This window comes from Coriobacteriia bacterium (genome assembly GCA_014859305.1).
GTDB lineage: Bacteria > Actinomycetota > Coriobacteriia > Anaerosomatales > Kmv31 > Kmv31.
Map to the genome: position 1 here is coordinate 63,803 of JACUUM010000002.1, position 16,577 is coordinate 80,379.

Consider the following 16,577-nt stretch of genomic DNA (forward strand, 5'->3'; position numbering starts at 1 on the left):
AGTAGCAGCAACAGGGCCGTGTCAAGGGCTTCCAGCCGGAAACTTGACATTGTTCACATAACGCTGTTAACTCGCACCGGCCGGCGCATTGCCGGCTGGATGAAGTGCCGCCCCGCCCTCGCCGGGGGGGCAGCAAGGAGACGGAGAAGGCCGCGACCATGACCGCACGCCCGGCCAACCCCAGACTCGCCCTGGACATCCTGCAGGCGACCGCGGAGCTCGTGGAGGACAAGGGTCCCCACGGGGTGACGATGCGCGCCGTCGCGGAACGGGTGGGGTACAGCCCGACGACGATCTACCTCTACTTCTCGAACAAGGACCAGCTCCTGAACGAGACGGAGGAGCGCGCGTTCGAGTGGCTCGCCGAGGACCTGGCCCGAGCCGCGTCTTCCCCCTCGCCGCTTGAGCGGATACGCCAGAGCGCGCGGGCGTACGTCGAGTGGGCGCTGGCCCACCCCGAGATGTACAAGCTGATGTTCGAGCACGCCTACTCGGCCGAGCCTCTCGACGCGGACACATGGAGTGAGGGCATCCAGCGCCGCCGGAGAGCGCTGCTCGACGCTCGCGAGCGCTTCGAGGCCGCCGTCGCGGCCGGGGAGCTCGACGCGTCCACGGATGTCGACGCCGCCGTGCTCGTCTCCTGGGCGGCGCTGCACGGGTTGGTCTCGCTGGCGCTGTCGGGCCGCCTCATGGGACCTTCCCGCGTCCTGCCCCCCGGCTTGCTCGAGAAGCGCGTGGCCGAGCTCGCCGACGTAGCCTTGGACGCCTGGGTCACGCTGTGGGCGCCCCCGGGCGCGGCCGCCGAGGCCGCCGGCTAGGGCGCGCGCTCACACCCCGAGGTCGAGCTGGCCGCCCCCCTGACCGCGCTTCCCGCCCCCGGCGGGCTCTTCGTCCGCCCCGTTCTCCTCCGCCGGCGCCGGTTCGCCGGTCGGCACGCCGCCGCGCCGCTCCTCCACGACGCCGCCGAGGATCGAGGCCATCTCGCCGGCGTTGCGGGGAGCGTAGTCGTTGCGGCAGTTGTTGAACATGACGTAGGTGACCTCGGTCTCCTCGGCGAGCCGGCGGACGGGGTCCGCCCACTCCTCGAGCTCGTCGCGGGAGTAGAGGTAGTCGAAGCGCTCCGCGGCCGTCCCGGTCCGCTTGAAGTACGTCTCGGTGTTGCGGCCGTGCAGGCGCACGTACCCCGTCGGCGCGGTCGCGGCGCAGACGCCGGGCAGGGTCAGGCGCTTCTCGAACTGCGGCGCGTCCACGCAGACGTAGCTCAGCCCCCGGTCGGCCAGGAAGGAGAAGGTCTCCCCCGCCCGGTCCTCGGCCACCCACGAGGGATGGCGGAACTCCACGAGCACCGGCAGCCCACCGAGCATCTCCGCCGCGCGCTCGATGTAGCCGAGGTTCTCGCGCGCGCGCTCGGGGTCGGCGGCGGCGAAGTACGGCGGGAACTGCATGAGCACGCCTCCCATCTTGCCCGAGGAGCGGAGCGGCTCCGTCTCGCGCAGGAAGATGTCGAAGGTGCGCCGGAGCATCTCGGGCTCGGGGCGTGCGACGCGGCCGGAGCGCGTGCGCTCGAAGCGGTACCCGCGCAGCTCCGGGTGCAGCGAGCGCTCGTCCACCGCGTGCTGGGTCATCAGGCCGTACGCCTTGACGTGGAAGACGAAGCCCGGCGGCGTGCGCTCCACCCAGTTCGCGACCCAGTCGCGCCGCGGGAGACCGTAGAAGGTGGAGTCGACCTCGACGGTGTCGAAGCGCGCGGCGTAGTAGCGCAGCTTCGCCTCGGCCGAGCGCACCGCGGCGGGGTAGAAGGTGCCCGACATCGTGCGCTCCGCCCACGAGCAGCTGCCGACCCGGACGTTGCGCTTCGCGCTACCCACTCACCTCACGCCTACCATCGGTTCCCGAGCACGTACACAACCGCGGCCAGCGGCGCGAGCAGCCAGCCGATCGGCCCGAACCCGCCGAGGAGGGAGCCCGCAAGGGCCGCGACGCCGGCGACCGCCGCGATCGAGGGACTGCGGTGCCCGCCGGATCCTCGGCGCGCGGCCTCGGCCACGCCCATCCCGAACAAGAGGTGGATGAAGAAGAAGCCGAAGCCGATCAGCCCCAGCACGAGCCCGCCGACGAGCCCCGCCGGCAACGCGTAGGCCGCCGCGAGCGCGAGCTGGTGCGGCTTGACGAGCGCCGTCTGCCCCCGTGCGGGACGGGCGCACTCTCGGCACTTGTAGCCCACGGGCGTGGATACCATGTCCTTGGGGCAGATCGGGCGCTCGCACTCCGCGCAGCGCAGACCGGTCTCGACACCCCTATGGAACGCGCACTCGGCCACTTGCTGGTCGTTCTCCGTTCGCTGGCGCTAGTCGTCCTCCAGCGGCGTTATGTAGGTGATCGCCGAGGTGGCCACGGCGATGAAATCGCGCTTCTCGCCGACGCGGTAGTGCTGTCCGCGGTCCGCGATCTCCACATCGGAGAGACACAGGAACTGCTTGTCGTAGTCGTTCAAGTGATCCGACAGCCGGTAGCCGCTGTCCTTCACCGGCTTGTAGACGTACCCCTTGAAGCTCCGCGCCGTCGTCTCCACGAGCACCCTCACTCGCTGATGGCTCTCCTCCACCTCTCCCCTCCTCGCTCATCCCCCGCATCGGGCCCCTCTCAAGCCCGCTCCCATTCTATCGGTATGTGACGTTCGTCACTTGACGTGATCCGCCACGCCTCCATGCAGCTAGCATCGTGCCGGTTCGCTCCTCGGGCGGCTTTGGGTATCCACCAGTTAGCGCTGCACGTCATCGCACCTCACGCCGCCGGCGCGCACGTGAAGGGGGCCTCCATGAAGCCGATCGTCGATTTCGACCTGTGCATAGGCTGCGGGCTGTGCGAGGAGGTCTGCCCGGAGGTGTTCCGGCTCGAGGACGACGGCTTGGCCCACGTGATCGACGAGGAGCCCGACGAGGAGTTGTACGGGCCGGTGCGCGAGGCGGCGGACTCCTGCCCGGTGGACGCGATCTCGATCGAGGAGTGACGCGAGGCGCTCGGCGCGCCCGTGGGTAGAAAGCTCCCTACCCCAAGCGCGCGACCGCGCGCGACCGGCGGCGAGGCGGTGAGGATGATGGCACGGCAGACCGAACAGCTCGTTGCGATCCCTTCCGGCGAGGTGACCCTGGAGGGAGCGCTCCAGGTCCCGGAGAGCGCGCGGGGCGTGGTGGCCTTCGCGCACGGCAGCGGGTCGAGCCGCCACAGCACCCGCAACCAGCAGGTGGCGCGCGCGCTGTTCGAGGCGGGCTTCGGGACCCTGCTCTTCGACCTGCTCACCATCGAGGAGGACACGCTCTACGAGAACCGCTTCGACATCTCGCTGCTGACCGCGCGCCTGCGCGCCGCGACGCTGTACCTGCGCGACCTGACCGAGACCTCCGGGCTTCCCGTGGGCTACTTCGGCGCGAGCACCGGCGCCGCCGCCGCGCTGCACGCCGCGGCAGACCTCGGCGACATGGTCTCGGCGATCGTGTCCCGCGGGGGGAGGCCGGACCTGGCGATGGGGGTCCTCGGAAGGGTGAGGACGCCGACGCTGCTGATCGTCGGAGGAGCCGACGAGCAGGTGCTCAAGCTCAACCGCTACGCGCTCGCGCAGATCGCCACGCCGGAGAAGGCCCTCGAGGTCGTGACCGGGGCGACGCACCTGTTCGAGGAGCCCGGCGCGCTCGACTCCGTCTCACGACTGGCGAGGGATTGGTTCGAGCGCTACCTTTCCTGACATGGACGTGCCGAAGACCGACGAGGAGCTGCTGGCGCAGTGCGACGTGCAGACCTTCCGCGCGGGGGGTAAGGGCGGCCAGTCGGTGAACACGACGGACAGCGCGGTGCGCCTGGTCCACCGCCCTACCGGCGTCGCCGTGGTGTGCCGCCGCGAGCGCAGCCAGCACTTGAACAAGCGCCGCTGCCTGAAGACGCTGCGGCGCCGGCTGGAGCGCCTCGCCTGGAAGCCGGCGGAGCGGGTGCCGACCGAGCCGAGCGCGGCCTCGCTGCGCCGGCGGCGGGAGAGCAAGGAGCGCCAGGCCGCGAAGAAGCGGATGCGCAGGGCGCCCGCCGAGGACTGAGGGCGCTCTGCTATCCTTCGTGCCGTGGAACCGCGCCGCCTCCCCCACCTCCTAGCGCTCGTCCTCGTCGCCGCCTTCATCGCGCCGATGCTCCTCGACACGGCCGCCATGCTCCGCGGCCGGTGGCCCTACTCACGGATCGTGCCGGCCGGCGACAGCCTGGAGAACGTCGGGCAGGCTTCGGGCGGGCGGAACCGCTTCCTCAACCTGTACGTCGGCCTCGCCGTCCGCCACGTCGCGGGCGGAGCGCCGTCGACGGTCGTCGTGCCCGAGGACCTCACCCTGCTCCCCGGCCGCCCCCCCGACGTCTTCGGCGGCGTGCCTCAGCCCGCGCTCCGACTCGGCCTGCTTCGCCCCATGCTCGCCGACTCGGTACGCGTGCGCGCCTACGACCCGCGGCTCTCGGACGCCCAGGTGGACGCACTGCTGTCCTCGGGACCGGTCCGCGAGCTGCCGTGGGGCGTCCACGCGATCACGTCCGCCGGGGGCACGGGCGACGAGCGCCGGGTCGTCCTGCTTTCCGATGCGGAGGGAGAGCGCGTCTTCGCCGCGCCTCTGCGCCTCGCCCCGCGAGGGCTGCTGCCCGAGGAGGAGCGGTGACCGCGCCGGGCGGCAACGTCGCGCTGGTCGTCGCGTCGCTCGTGCTCGGGTGGGCGGCCCTGTGGCATGCCCGCCGCGCTCTGGGCGGCGCGTACCACCTGCTCGCCCTCCCGGCCGGGCTTCTCGCGTGGCCGCTCGTGCTCGCCGCGGCGGCCGCGGCGCGGCGAGGATTCGGCGCGAGGCCGTTCGCGCTGGGCGCCGCCCTGCTGATCGCCGTGTGCTGGGCGGCGCTGCCGCGCCTGCGAGCGCTGCGAGAGGGCCGCACGGCGAGCGCGACCGGGCCGCTCGGGTTCGCCGCCACCGCCGGAGCGGTGCTCGGAGCCGCCCTCGCTCTCCAGCGCGTCCCTCTGACCGCCAGCGGCTACGACAGCCTCTTCCACTATGGCCTGCCCGGCGTCTGGCTGCACGACACGGGGAGACTGACCGCGGAGGTCATGGGCGCTTACAGCCCGCTCATCCCCGCCGTTCACGCCGCCGGGTCCGCCCTTGGCGCCGAGTGGGTCCACGCCGTCTACCCGTTGCTCGCCGCGACCGTGCTGGCGCTCCTCGCGTACGCGGGTTGGAGGTGGGCGTTCCCGGTCGCCCCCTCGCTGCCTCGCGCGCTCGCCGCCGCCGGGCTCACAGCCCTGCTCGCATCGATCCCGGCGTTCGTCTTCCATTCCTTCTACGTCCACAGCCACATGGTCAGCGCGGCCTACCTGCTCGGGTCGCTGGTGGCGATCCGCGCCTCCGAGGACGCCCTCGACGCCACCGCCCGGCGCTCGCTCCTCGCGGTCGCGGGGTTGATGGGCGCCGGCCTCGCCCTCGCGCGGCCCGACGGCCTGGCGTACGCGTTCGTCCTCATCGCGGTCGCGGCGGTCCCGTCCGTCGTCGGCGGGCGCCCTCGCGACGCGGCGTCGTTCCTGGCGCCGCCCGCGCTCGTCCTCGGCGTCGTGTACGCCACAGCGTACGTGCGGCTCGGCGTCTGGGGCTCTCACAAGCTCCCCGGTTCGAGAGCCGCCGCCATGCTCGGCGCACTTTCGGTCGTGGGGGTGGTGTGGCTCGTCGCCGCTTCGTGGCCGGCCCTGCGCAGGGTGGCGCGATCCGAGCGGCGCGTCCTGACGGCGGGTCACGCCGCCCTCGTCCTGGCCGTGGCGGGGGTCGCGGCACTGAGGACCGAGGGGTTCGTCCGGGCGGCGGCGAACGCCGGCGAGAACCTGTTCCGTGCCGGAGGGTACGGCTACCTGTGGTACTCGATCCTCGGGCTGCTCGTGCTCACGCTCGCCTTCCCGAGCCTCAGGCGGGCGGCGGACTGGTCGCCCCGGCTGCTGTTCGCGCTGGCCGCGTTCTTCGCGGTGGGCCTGGCGGTCCACGGCGTCACGCACCCCGGGCGGGTCTCCGTCGCCGACAGCTTCAACCGGGTCGCGTTCCACGCCGTGCCGGTGTTCATCTGGTATCTTGGAGTGTTCGTCGGGGCGGCCTGGTCGTCGGCGAGAGGCCGGACGGACACCGTGATCGAGGGGCCGGAAGAGGCGGCGCGGTGAAGCTCATCATCCAGATCCCATGCTTCAACGAGGAGGAGTCGCTGCCGGTGGCCCTGGCGGAGCTCCCGCGCGAGCTGCCGGGCATCGACGAGGTCGAGTGGCTGATCGTCGACGACGGCTCCACCGACCGCACGGTGGAGGTGGCGCGGGCGCACGGGGTGGACCACGTCGTGCGCATGACCCGCAACTCCGGCCTCGCGAAGGTCTTCATGGCGGGCGTGGACGCGTGCCTTCGGCTGGGCGCCGACATCATCGTGAACACCGACGCGGACAACCAGTACTGCGCCGCGGACATCCCCAAGCTCGTCGAGCCGATACTGGCCGGAAGGGCCGACTACGTGGTGGGGGCCCGGCCGATCGCCCGGATCGACCACTTCTCGCCGGTCAAGAAGTCACTCCAGGCGCTCGGGAGCTGGGTCGTCCGGATGGCCAGCGGTACGGACATCCCCGACGCGCCCTCCGGGTACCGGGCCGTCACGCGCGAGGCGGCGATGCGTCTCAACGTCTTCTCCGAGTACACCTACACGCTCGAGACGATCATCCAGGCCGGCCGCAAGGGCATGGCCATCACCTCGGTCCCGGTGCGCGTCAACGCCGACCTGCGTCCCTCGAGGCTGGTCAAGAGCATCGGCAGCTACGTGAAGCGCTCGGTGTTCACCATCCTGCGCGTGCTCATGTACTACGAGCCGATGAAGTTCTTCATCGTGCCCGGAGCCGTGCTGGGCGCCCTCGGCGTGCTGCTGGGCCTGCGCTTCGTGTACTTCTACGCCATCGGCCAGGGTGAAGGGCACATCCAGTCGCTGATCCTCACGGCGATCCTGATGGTGATCGGCTTCCAGCTCATCGTCTTCGGGCTCGTCGCCGACCTGATCGCGGTGAACCGCAGCCTCCTGGAGGAAGTGCAGTGGCGCACGCGGCGGCTCGAGACGGAGATCGACCGCGTGGAGCGCGCCGTCGCCGAGGAGGGGCAGGCCGGGGAGGGCGTCGCGCGTGCCTGAAGGCCGCTCCGCCAAGCGCGCCTCCGCCGCCATCCAATGGGGGCTGGCCGCCGGGGCGATCGCCGTCATCGCCTGGGTGGTGGCCACCCACTCCGAGGAGGCCCGCCGCCTGCTCGACCTCACGCCGCGCCTGTTCGCGCTGATCAGCGTCTCCGCGATCGGCACGCACCTGCTCAACGGGTGGGAGCTGCAGGTGCTCACCGCGCGCTTCGGCGCGCGCATCCGTTTCCGGGACACCTTCTCGCTCGCGTTGATGGTCAACGTGCTCAACTACCTGCCCGCCAAGACGGGGACGTTGGCCAACGGCGCCGTGCTGCGCGGCTGTTTCAAGGTCCGCGCGGCGCACTTCGGCGCGCTGGTGCTGGGCAGCGGGGTCATCCACCTGTGGGTCGCCGGCAGCCTGGCGGGCGCGGTGCTGCTCGCCGCCGGACAGCCGGCGCTGGGGTGGCCGGTGCTGCTGGGGCCCTCGGCGGCGCTCCTCGCGCTGCTCGCGTGGGGATGGTTCGCCCCGCGCCGCCGCGACTCGGACCACATGCGCGCGCCGCTGCGCATCGCCTACGACGCGGCCCATGGCATCGCGGACATCTACAGGGACACGCGGCTCATGGCGATCGAGCTGCTCATCAACGTCGGGCTCGTGGCACTCGACGCCGCCCGCACCTACTTCGCGTTCCGGGCGCTGTCCACCGAGGCGACGTTCGCACAGTCGCTCGTGGTCGTGGCCGCGGCCATCGTGCTGGAGCGCTTCTCCGTCATCCCCGGCGGGCTCGGCTTCCGCGAGGGCGGCTCCGCCGCGGCTGCCGGTGCCGTGGGCATCTCCTCGGCGCTCGGGCTCGGGGCGGCCGTCGTGGACCGAGCGGTCAAGCTCGTGTGGCTCGTGCTCCTCGGCGTGCCGGCGACGCTGTACGTGTCCCGCACCACCGGGCACACGCTGGGCGAGTGGCTGCAGCGTGCCCGCGCCGAACGGCCGGCCCCGAACGCGGAGGGCGAGGCGTCCTGAGCCGACGACGCCGGTCGGCGTCTGGGCCGCCGCCCACGGCGCGGCGGGGCGGGTGCCGCGGGTGGAGTGGCAAGGCTTTCTCGGACCGGACGCCTCCGGCCGAACCAACCGGCGTGTGAAGTGGCATGAATACCTCGCGGGCGTGATGAGATCGCGAGCGCTTCAAGAGCCGGCGTCGAGGAGGGCGGATGACCGCAGTGGACACCGAGGAGCGGGCCCACCCTGCTGCCGGGGCCGCCGAGCGCGCGCCCGCGGAGCGCCCCCGGGAGGAGCGGAACCGCGCCGGGCCGGCGGTCTCGCCGGTCTTCTCGGTCATCGCCGCCACGGTCTCCGGCGACCGTGGAGCCGAAGCCATGCTCTCCACGACGGTGGCGCGCCTTCGCGACCGCTTCCCCGGTGCGCGCTTCAACGTCTTCTCGCACCACCCCGAGGAGGACCGTGAGCTCGTTTGCGACCCCGCCGTGCACGTCTACTCCTCGGCACCGCGGCACCTGGCCACGGAGCTCCTCTTCGGGACGCTGCTGGCCGCGGCGCTGCGGCGCCTCGGGCTGCGGCGCCTGCCCCGCGCCGTCCCCGAGCCCGTGCGCGCGCTGGCCGGCTCGGCGGCGCTGGTGGACCTCTCCGGCGCGTCCTTCCTCGACCGGCACGTCGAGTGCCTGCCCTCCGACGTCCTCAGGATCTGGCCGGCGCTGGTCCTGGACGTGCCGGTCGTGAAGCTCGCGCAGGCTTGCGGCCCGTTCCGCGACCCGGCCAACCACTGGGCGGCGCAGCGTTGGCTGACCCGCTGCGAGAAGGTCTTCGCCCGCGGAGAAGCGACGGCCGAGAGCCTGCGAGCGCTGCCGCTGACCGAGGAGCGGCTCGCCGAGGCCGCCGACGTGGCGTTCCTGCACCGGTCCGGAGAGTCGCTCGGCTGCGAGTACCTGGTAGCGACCTCCGAGGTCCGCGAGGCGCTGGAGGCGGAGCGCAAGGCGGGGCGTTCGGTCCTCGGCATATGCCCGAGCGCCGTGACCGCGGGCAAGGCGCGCAGGCGGCGCTTCGACTACGCCGGCTTCGTCACCGACATCGCTCGCGGCGCGCTCCGGCGCGGCGAGGCCGTCCTGCTCTTCCCCAACGCCGCGCGCCAGGCGCACATGGACGAGCCGCGCGACAACGACCTGCCGGTGATAGCCGAGATCGCCGCGCGTCTGGAGGGAGAGCCGCGGGTGCACGCGGTGGGCTTCGACATCAACACCGACGGCATCAAGGAGTTGCTCGAGCGCTGCGACACGGCACTCGTCTGGCGGTTCCACGCGATGGTGGCATGCCTCACCACCAAGACCCCCGTTCTGGCGGTGGACGGGAACCACGCGTGCCTGGAGGTCATGGAGCAGTTCGGGCTGGGCCGCTACGTGTTCGACGACTCCGTCCGCGACGTCGGCGCCGTGCTCGCGACGCTGGCCGACCTGGCCTCGGCGCGCACGCGCCTGCGGCGCTCGACCGCGCAGCGTCTGCGGCGGGTCCGCGCCTCCGCCGAGAGCCAGTTCGACTACCTCGAGAGGCTCGCGCGCGAGCGGGAGGGCTCCGGCCGCACCGCACGCTTCTCGGACTGACGGCGCCCGGCCTCCCGGAGCGGGAAGGCCCGCATCGCCGAGACGTTACACTGGCGGCGTAGGGTGCGGTTGCCGAGGTGGCGCGACGGGCGGAGAGGCGATGGCGAGGGGCGAGGGCGCCGGGACGTGGATCCTGGCGGCGGTGGGCGTCGGGACGTTCATGTCGGCGCTCGACGCCAGCATCGTCAACGTCGTGCTGCCCGTGATCCGTGCCGAGAGCGGCGCCGGGGTGGCCGCCGTGCAGTGGGTCGTCACCGTCTACCTCCTCGCGGTCAGCGGGACGCTGCTGGGCTTCGGCCGCCTTGGCGACCTCTACGGTCATAAGCGCGTCTACCTGGGAGGCTTCTGGGCCTTCGTGGCCGGCTCGGTGCTGTGTGGCATCGCGCCTACCGTCGGGCTGCTCGCCGCGGCGCGCGGGGTACAGGGCATCGGCGCCGCGGTGCTGTTCGCGAACTCGCCGGCGATCGTCACCACGAACTTCCCGCCGCAGCGCAGAGGGCGTGCGCTGGGGATGATAGCGACGGCGACCTATCTCGGTCTCACCGTCGGACCGCCGGTTGGAGGCTGGCTGGCCGACGCTCTGACGTGGCGGGCGATCTTCTTCATCAACGTCCCGATCGGCGCGCTCGCGCTCACGGTCGGGTGGCTGTACGTCCCCGACGACCCCCCGGCTCCGCGTGCGGAGCCGTTCGACCCGGCCGGCGCCGCGCTGTTCACCGGCGGGCTCGTGGCGCTGCTGCTCGCGCTCAACCAGGCGCACTCGTGGGGGTGGGCCTCGGCGGCGGTCCTCGGCCTGCTCGCCGCAGCGGGAGCGCTGCTCGCCGCGTTCCTGGGGTGGCAGCGGCGCGCCGCCCACCCGATGCTCGACCTCGGGCTGTTCGCCAGCCGCGCCTTCTCGGCGTCCACCGGAGCCGCGCTGCTGAACTACGTGGCCGTGTACACGGTCGTCTTCCTGATGCCCTTCTACCTGATACAGGGCCGCGGCATGACCGCGTCGGCGGCCGGTGTGCTGCTCATGGTGCAGCCCGCGGTCATGGCCGTCGCGGCGCCGCTGGCCGGAGCGCTCTCCGACCGCGCCGGCTGCCGCCCCCTCACCGTCGCCGGGATGTCGACGATGACTCTCGGGCTGCTGGCGCTCGGACTTCTCCCGCCCGGCGCCTCACTGGCCGCGATCGCCGGAGCGCTCGCGGTGATCGGGCTCGGTACCGGCGCCTTCATCTCGCCCAACAACAGCGCGCTCATGGGCTCGGCGCCGCGCGGGCGCCAGGGTGTGGCGGCGGCCGTGCTCGGCGAGGCGCGAAACGTGGGCATGGTGCTCGGCGTCGGCTTCGCGGGAGCGATCTTCACCAGCATCCTGCCGGGAACCCCCTCAGCCACGGACTACGTGCGGGCGGCATCCGCGGCGCTCTTCGCCGCGGCGGGCGTCGCGGCGGCGGCCGCGCTCGTATCCAGCCGCCTTACCGGGGAGAGCAGCCGCTGCGAAGCCGGCCCCTTCACGGAGTCGGAAGTCGCCCGTGACGGGGGGTGAGGCGACGGACAGCGCGGTGCGGGTTCGGCTCGCGGCGCCGACTCTTCGGCGGCGGCCGCGGGGCGTCAATGCGGGTGGCGCGGCTCCCGCCGGGCCTCGGCGCGGAGTCTGCCGTAGTCGCGCACCAGACGCTTCCGGCGCCGCCCCGAGATGAGGATGCCCGGTATCGGCCAGACGAGGGTGTAGCGCGTGGACAGGGAGTCGTGCAGCTCGTCGGCCAAGGCCAGCCGCTCCTGGATCCTGTCCAGCGCGTCATGCGCGCGGCGGACCTCCGCCTCGTCCTCGACCTCGTCGCAGCGCTGCTCCACCACGTCGTTCAGCGTGTCGATGTCGCGGTCGGGCATCCCGCTCCCCTCACGCTCCGGACCGCCCGCTCCTTGCCGGCGGCGCACTACTACGGCAGGATACCCACTTACCGCGGGCGGCCCTCCGCTCGGGTAGCGGGGGCCGCGGGGTCGCCCGGGTGGCCGCGGTCGCACTCCCTCGGTCGACCTCAGGCCGCCGACGGCGGGAAGAAGAGCAGCCAGACGATCACCGCGACGTCCAGGAGCGCGCCCACGTAAGTGCCGGGCGGGATCCTGCCGGCCCACAGGATGATGCCCGCGAGCGATATCGCCGCTCCCGCGAGCAGCCAGGCGCGGAACCACTCGGCCCCGGAGTAGTAGCCCCACGCCCCGCCTACCAGGAGCAGGCCCGAGGCCGCCCACAGCGTCGCGACGAAGCCGGCCAGCACGATGCCGCCGGGCGACACGCGCGCGAGCCAGGAGCGCGTGGTGAACACCAGGTAGACGCCGCCGACCATCCCCAGGCCGTGCAGACCGACGGCAGCCGCGACGATCGTCTTCACGATCCCTCCTCCCCGAGCAGGTCGCTCGCGATCGCACGCGCCCGCTCCAGGTCCTCCTGACGGACGAGCAGCCGGAAGGGTACCGGCATCGGTGGGTACGCGAAACCCTCTCCGGGCGGATACGGGTCGAAAGCGTACGCGATCCCCTCGTCGGCGAGCGTGGCGGCCAAGCGCATGAGCGACAGCGCCTCCGACCACGCCTCCAGCCCGTCGACCGCCATCGCCTCGGCCAGCGTCACCCACGTCGTATCGGCGTCCCCCATCTCGACCTCCCCCGGCCGATCCGGCCGCGCCCGCTCCCACAGTAGCCGAACCCGCTTCTCGGGACATCTTCCCCGGCTCACCGTCCCTCAAGGGCGCCTTCCTGTGCAGCGAGTACGAGATCGCGCCGATGCTCGAGCAAGGCGGCGGGGCGATCGTGAACACCGCGTCGGTGGCGCGGCTGACGGAGCGAGCAGGCACCGGCTCCTCCGCACCACCACGCCGGCGTGCGGGCACACCCGCTCCGACTGCGGGAGGCGCTGGGGCATAATGCCGGTATCGCGGGAGCGGGCGTAGGATGAGCACGGACAACTCGTTGAGGACGGGCGGATCGTGCGAGTGCAAGGACCCGACATCGAGGGGCGCGGTATCCTCACCGCGGATCAGCGTCTACGCGTCTTCATCAGCTCGACGTTGCAGGAGCTCGCACCGGAACGCAGGACCTTCCGTGAGGCCGTCGAGCGGCTGCACCTGGTTCCCGTGATGTTCGAGGCAGGTGCACGCCCCCACCCGCCGCGGACCCTCTATCGCGCGTACCTGGACCAGAGCCATGTCTTCGTCGGCGTCTACTGGCAGAGCTACGGATGGGTGACACCTGACCTGGAGGTGTCGGGCCTCGAAGACGAGTACCTCTTGAGTCAGGGCATGCCCAGTCTCCTCTACATCAAGACGCCGGCGCCCGACCGCGAGCCGCGTCTGACCGGGCTGCTCCAGCGGATCGAAGACGAGGGCCGCGCGTCGTATCGCTGCTTCGAGTCCAGCGAGGAGTTCGGGGAGCTCCTCGCCGACGATCTCGCACTGCTCCTGACGGAGCGGTTCCAAGGCGTGGGCGAAAGGCGGTCCTCCCCCCTCGGCTCCATCCGGCCGCGTCCGCTCCCCGTTCCGCCCACCCCGATCGTCGGCCGTGAGGACGAGCTGTCGTCGCTCGCAGGCAGCCTCGGCAGAGAGGACGTGCGACTGATCACCCTGATCGGTCCGGGAGGTGTCGGCAAGACCCGTCTCGCATTGGCGTCCGCGAGCGAGCTGTCTCGCTCGTTCGCCGACGGGGCCTTCTTCGTCGATCTCGCGCCGCTCTCCGAACCCGATGAGGTGCCGGATGCGGTGGCCTCTTCGATCGGCATGACGTACGAGCGCTCGCGTCTGCTCGCCGACTCCGTCATCGAGGTACTCGCGCCGAGGTCGGTACTGCTCCTGCTCGACAACTTCGAACACCTGACCGACGCGTCACCGTTCGTATCCGCGCTCCTGGCAGCATGCCCGGACGTGAAGGTGCTCGCGACCAGCCGCATCCCACTACGCCTGCGTGGCGAGCATCGCTTCCCGGTGAAGCCCCTCGCTCTGCCTCGCCGCGAGCCGTCGTTCGAGGAGATCCTGGCGTCGCCGGCGGTGGGCTTGTTCCAGAGCCGTGCCGAGCAAGCCGAGCCCGGGTTCAGCGTCACGCGTGAGAACGCCTCCGCCGTCGTGGAGATCTGTTCTCGGCTCGACGGATTGCCCCTGGCGATCGAGTTGACCGCGCCGGCCGTGCGCTCGATCCCGCTGGGGCTGCTGACCGAGCGGGTCAGGACGAGCCTGGACGCTTTCGCCGGGCAGGCGGATCTGCCGCAGCGCCAGCGTACGCTGCGAGCGACGGTCGACTGGAGCTACAGCCTCCTGGACGAGCGGGAACGACGAATGCTGGCCCGCCTCAGCGTGTTCGTAGGAGGCTTCACGCTCGAAGCGGCCGAGAACGTCTGTGCCGATGCCGACGAGCCGGATACGTTGGAGCGGCTGTCGTCTCTCGTGGACAACAGCCTCGTGGCCATCGAGGAGGACGCAGCCGGACGGCCTCGGTTCAGGCTACTCGACACGGTTCGGGAATACGCCAGGGACAAGCTGCATGAACGAGGCGAGACGGAGGAGGCGGAACGCCGGCACGCGGAGTACTTCCTCGAGTTCGTCCGAGTCGCGGGGCGCGAGCTTCGTACCGCCGGGCAGCGCGAGTGGTTCCTCCGAGTGGCAGCGGACCACCCGAACATCGATGCCGTGCTTCGTCGCGCGATCGGGCGGGGCGACATCGTCACCGGACTCGGCACGACGGCCATCTGGATCTACTCATGGATCACCTCCGACATCACCCCGTACTGGGCGCTCCTGGAGTCGATCCACGCGCAGGATCCGCCGCTGCCCGACGACTCTCGGGCGTGGCTCTTGTTCGTGATCGGCACCGGAAGGATCGAGAAGCTGCATGCACCGAGGCGAGAAGCCGTCGCACCGCTCACCGAAGCCGTAGAACTGTGGCGCCGTTCAGGAGACCGAACGGCGGAAGCGGACGCCGAGACCTTCCTGGCCCTCGCGCTGATACCGGACGAGAACAAGACAGCCTCGGCGCATCTCGATCACGCCCTGACCATCTACCGAGAGCTCGGGGATCTCTGGGGCGCCTGCCTGGCCCACTACATCCTCGGGGAGATCGCGTTGACCGAGGGGGACGCGGTGCGCGCCGAGACCATGCTCCGCGAGGCCGTCGCACTCGCTCGTAGCATCGAGAGCGATCATATGACCGGAGTGACGCTCTGCGAGATGGGCTTCGCCGCATTCACAGCGGGCGACCGCGACCCGGCCCGCTCTGCGTTCACCGAGGCGGCGGGACTCTTGCTCGGGATATACAGCCGCGAGGGGCTCGCCGACTGCCTCGACGGCTTCGCCGCCGTCTCCTTGGCGGACGGCGACGCGGAGGATGCCGCGGCGCTGCTCGGTGCTGCCGACGCCACCCGAGAACAGATCGGGTTCGGAGCTTCGCTGACACGCGATTCGATCGTCGCCGAGGTCTCCCCAAGAGCTCGCCGGGCGCTCGGGGACGATGCCTTCCGCGAGGCGTACGCGAGGGGGAAGGCCATGCGGACGCGCGAGGCGGTCGAGGGTGCGCTGGACCGCCTCGCTCGACGATCGTGAACGCTCGACGTCCGCCACGCAGGCCGATGCGCGAGCGTCGCAGGCGCTCCGCCCGGGGGGATCGGTAGAGTCCCCGGCGCTGTCGCCGAAGCCTCGTCATTCTCTGGTGGGCGATGAGGGATTCGAACCCCCGACTTCCTCCGTGTAAGGGAGGCACTCTCCCGCTGAGTTAATCGCCCGTGGGACGCCGTCGTCGCCGCCAGCGGCGGGGCTAGCTTACCACCCTGCCGCGGACACCTGCCAGGTGACCGGGACCGTCGCGCCCCGAGGGCTTCCCGACGGTTCGCACAGCCCTCCTGAACCAGGCAGACAGCCCTCACCAGCAGCTATCTTCCACCGTTATGGCCTCCGTCTGCGGGGAAGGGAACGCCGGCACGCAGCAGTGTGCCGCGCTTCCGGACGACGACGGGGGACCGGCCGCCGAACGAGAACCGCGCGGAAGGGCGCACGGGACGGCGAGCCGGTGAAGAGGCCGAGCAACGGGGACAGCGCGCGCCGAGTCCGCAGGCGTGAGCGAACGCGGGCCCACCCCCACCTCCGGAAGTCCGGAACGGGCGGCCGCAAACGACCGAAAGGAGAGTGGCGCGTGATGTACGGACATCTGAAGGACCGGCGAATGCGCACGAGGATCGCCTCGGTCGTGGTGCTCGCCATGCTTCTCGGGTTGCTCGCGTCCGGGGCTGCGATGGCTGAACTCGACGAAGCCGTCGAGGAGCCCGCCGCCGAGGCCCCGTCCGCGAACGAGGCACCGGCCGAGGAGGCAGCCGAGCCCGAGGATCCGGCCGATGAGGGAGTCGAGACCGACGAGGATGCCGGGGCGGAGGCTCTGACGATCAACCCGATGCAGACCAACGAGACGCCGCCGACCCCTATGGTTCGAACCCACGATCGAGCCGCATGAAGGTCCCCCTGCACCGGGCTGTGTCCGGTCGGAGGACGATCCCGGACCGGGGACGCACACGGTCAACGGCATCACCTTCACGATCGTCGAGATCGACGGCGAGCAGTACCTGAGCTGGGAGTCGGACGTCCCGATCTGCCGCGTCATCGTGAAGGGCGGCCCCAACGCGCACGTCTACGAGTATCCGGGCGGCGCCTTGGGAGACGAGGGCCTCCACGCGCCTCTGGTGGGCATGGACAACATAGCGGACATCAGCTACGTGGAGTTCTGCCCCTGCCCTCCCGAGGAGCCCGAGATACCTGAGGAGCCCGAGG

Annotated in this window: 17 protein-coding genes and 1 tRNA gene; 11 read left to right on the forward strand and 7 right to left on the reverse strand. The window is 71.6% G+C overall.

The features are described 5' to 3' along the window. Window positions 1-158 precede the first annotated feature (158 nt). The gene (locus tag IBX62_00780; GenBank protein ID MBE0475624.1) at window positions 159-818 is read left to right on the forward strand and encodes a TetR/AcrR family transcriptional regulator; all 660 of its coding nucleotides are present in this window, start codon (window positions 159-161) and stop codon (window positions 816-818) included. 9 nt (window positions 819-827) lie between these two features. Here the strand turns inward: IBX62_00780 and IBX62_00785 are convergent, their stop codons facing one another. Genes IBX62_00785 through IBX62_00795 form a run of 3 tightly spaced genes read right to left on the reverse strand, consistent with a single transcriptional unit; the run spans window position 828 to window position 2,605 of the window. Continuing rightward, a complete protein-coding gene (locus tag IBX62_00785; protein MBE0475625.1) occupies window positions 828-1,868 on the reverse strand; it encodes a DUF72 domain-containing protein in 1,041 nt (346 codons plus the stop codon). 11 nt (window positions 1,869-1,879) lie between these two features. Next, window positions 1,880-2,320 carry a hypothetical protein gene (locus tag IBX62_00790; protein MBE0475626.1) on the reverse strand — a complete coding sequence of 147 codons (441 nt, stop codon included), beginning with the start codon at window positions 2,318-2,320 and terminating at the stop codon, window positions 1,880-1,882. A gap of 27 nt (window positions 2,321-2,347) precedes the next feature. Further along, entirely contained in the window at window positions 2,348-2,605 is a 258-nt protein-coding gene (locus tag IBX62_00795) for a hypothetical protein (GenBank protein MBE0475627.1), read from the reverse strand. Between the two features lie 213 nt (window positions 2,606-2,818). Here IBX62_00795 and IBX62_00800 point away from each other — a divergent pair, with 213 nt between their 5' ends. From IBX62_00800 to IBX62_00835, 8 genes are all read left to right on the forward strand, one after another. Then, complete coding sequence (locus IBX62_00800; GenBank protein MBE0475628.1) at window positions 2,819-3,010, forward strand: ferredoxin; 192 nt, start codon at window positions 2,819-2,821, stop codon at window positions 3,008-3,010. 87 nt (window positions 3,011-3,097) lie between these two features. Beyond that, the gene (locus IBX62_00805; GenBank protein ID MBE0475629.1) at window positions 3,098-3,742 is read left to right on the forward strand and encodes a dienelactone hydrolase family protein; all 645 of its coding nucleotides are present in this window, start codon (window positions 3,098-3,100) and stop codon (window positions 3,740-3,742) included. 1 nt (window position 3,743) lies between these two features. Next, a complete protein-coding gene (locus tag IBX62_00810; GenBank protein ID MBE0475630.1) occupies window positions 3,744-4,085 on the forward strand; it encodes a peptide chain release factor-like protein in 342 nt (113 codons plus the stop codon). 24 nt (window positions 4,086-4,109) lie between these two features. Beyond that, entirely contained in the window at window positions 4,110-4,685 is a 576-nt protein-coding gene (locus IBX62_00815; GenBank protein MBE0475631.1) for a hypothetical protein, read from the forward strand. Further along, a complete protein-coding gene (locus IBX62_00820; protein MBE0475632.1) occupies window positions 4,609-7,206 on the forward strand; it encodes a glycosyltransferase family 2 protein in 2,598 nt (865 codons plus the stop codon). The genes IBX62_00815 and IBX62_00820 overlap by 77 nt, the downstream gene beginning before the upstream one ends. Next, window positions 7,199-8,206, forward strand: a complete 1,008-nt coding sequence (locus tag IBX62_00825; GenBank protein ID MBE0475633.1) for a flippase-like domain-containing protein — start codon at window positions 7,199-7,201, stop codon at window positions 8,204-8,206. The genes IBX62_00820 and IBX62_00825 overlap by 8 nt, the downstream gene beginning before the upstream one ends. 188 nt (window positions 8,207-8,394) lie before the next feature. Continuing rightward, a complete protein-coding gene (locus tag IBX62_00830; protein ID MBE0475634.1) occupies window positions 8,395-9,795 on the forward strand; it encodes a polysaccharide pyruvyl transferase family protein in 1,401 nt (466 codons plus the stop codon). Window positions 9,796-9,895: 100 nt separating this feature from the next. Then, a complete protein-coding gene (locus IBX62_00835) occupies window positions 9,896-11,323 on the forward strand; it encodes an MFS transporter (GenBank protein ID MBE0475635.1) in 1,428 nt (475 codons plus the stop codon). Window positions 11,324-11,388: 65 nt separating this feature from the next. Here the strand turns inward: IBX62_00835 and IBX62_00840 are convergent, their stop codons facing one another. The 3 genes from IBX62_00840 to IBX62_00850 form a co-directional block, all read right to left on the reverse strand. Further along, window positions 11,389-11,667 (reverse strand): hypothetical protein, encoded by a 279-nt coding sequence (locus IBX62_00840; protein ID MBE0475636.1) that lies wholly within the window; start codon window positions 11,665-11,667, stop codon window positions 11,389-11,391. 149 nt (window positions 11,668-11,816) lie between these two features. Then, a complete protein-coding gene (locus IBX62_00845) occupies window positions 11,817-12,170 on the reverse strand; it encodes a hypothetical protein (protein MBE0475637.1) in 354 nt (117 codons plus the stop codon). Continuing rightward, window positions 12,167-12,433, reverse strand: a complete 267-nt coding sequence (locus tag IBX62_00850; GenBank protein ID MBE0475638.1) for a hypothetical protein — start codon at window positions 12,431-12,433, stop codon at window positions 12,167-12,169. Before IBX62_00850 ends, IBX62_00845 begins: the two co-directional genes overlap by 4 nt. Window positions 12,434-12,764: 331 nt before the next feature. Here IBX62_00850 and IBX62_00855 point away from each other — a divergent pair, with 331 nt between their 5' ends. Further along, the gene (locus IBX62_00855) at window positions 12,765-15,362 is read left to right on the forward strand and encodes a DUF4062 domain-containing protein (GenBank protein ID MBE0475639.1); all 2,598 of its coding nucleotides are present in this window, start codon (window positions 12,765-12,767) and stop codon (window positions 15,360-15,362) included. Window positions 15,363-15,466: 104 nt separating this feature from the next. Here IBX62_00855 and IBX62_00860 read toward each other — a convergent pair. Continuing rightward, window positions 15,467-15,541: transfer RNA gene (locus tag IBX62_00860), tRNA-Val, on the reverse strand. 410 nt (window positions 15,542-15,951) lie between these two features. On the opposite strand from IBX62_00860, the gene IBX62_00865 reads away from it, so the two are divergent. Then, window positions 15,952-16,263: a hypothetical protein gene (locus tag IBX62_00865; GenBank protein ID MBE0475640.1), complete on the forward strand. Its 312-nt coding sequence runs from the start codon at window positions 15,952-15,954 to the stop codon at window positions 16,261-16,263. The last annotated feature ends 314 nt before the right edge of the window (window positions 16,264-16,577 follow it).

Bases quoted from the DNA above. Each gene is read 5' to 3' on its own strand.
- IBX62_00780 (MBE0475624.1), top strand. From the start codon at position 159: ATGACCGCACGCCCGGCCAACCCCAGACTCGCCCTGGACATCCTGCAG.
- IBX62_00840 (MBE0475636.1), bottom strand. From the start codon at position 11,667: ATGCCCGACCGCGACATCGACACGCTGAACGACGTGGTGGAGCAGCGC.
- IBX62_00820 (MBE0475632.1), top strand. From the start codon at position 4,609: ATGCGGAGGGAGAGCGCGTCTTCGCCGCGCCTCTGCGCCTCGCCCCGC.
- IBX62_00835 (MBE0475635.1), top strand. From the start codon at position 9,896: ATGGCGAGGGGCGAGGGCGCCGGGACGTGGATCCTGGCGGCGGTGGGC.
- IBX62_00830 (MBE0475634.1), top strand. From the start codon at position 8,395: ATGACCGCAGTGGACACCGAGGAGCGGGCCCACCCTGCTGCCGGGGCC.
- IBX62_00810 (MBE0475630.1), top strand. From the start codon at position 3,744: ATGGACGTGCCGAAGACCGACGAGGAGCTGCTGGCGCAGTGCGACGTG.
- IBX62_00805 (MBE0475629.1), top strand. From the start codon at position 3,098: ATGGCACGGCAGACCGAACAGCTCGTTGCGATCCCTTCCGGCGAGGTG.
- IBX62_00850 (MBE0475638.1), bottom strand. From the start codon at position 12,433: ATGGGGGACGCCGATACGACGTGGGTGACGCTGGCCGAGGCGATGGCG.
- IBX62_00800 (MBE0475628.1), top strand. From the start codon at position 2,819: ATGAAGCCGATCGTCGATTTCGACCTGTGCATAGGCTGCGGGCTGTGC.
- IBX62_00865 (MBE0475640.1), top strand. From the start codon at position 15,952: ATGTACGGACATCTGAAGGACCGGCGAATGCGCACGAGGATCGCCTCG.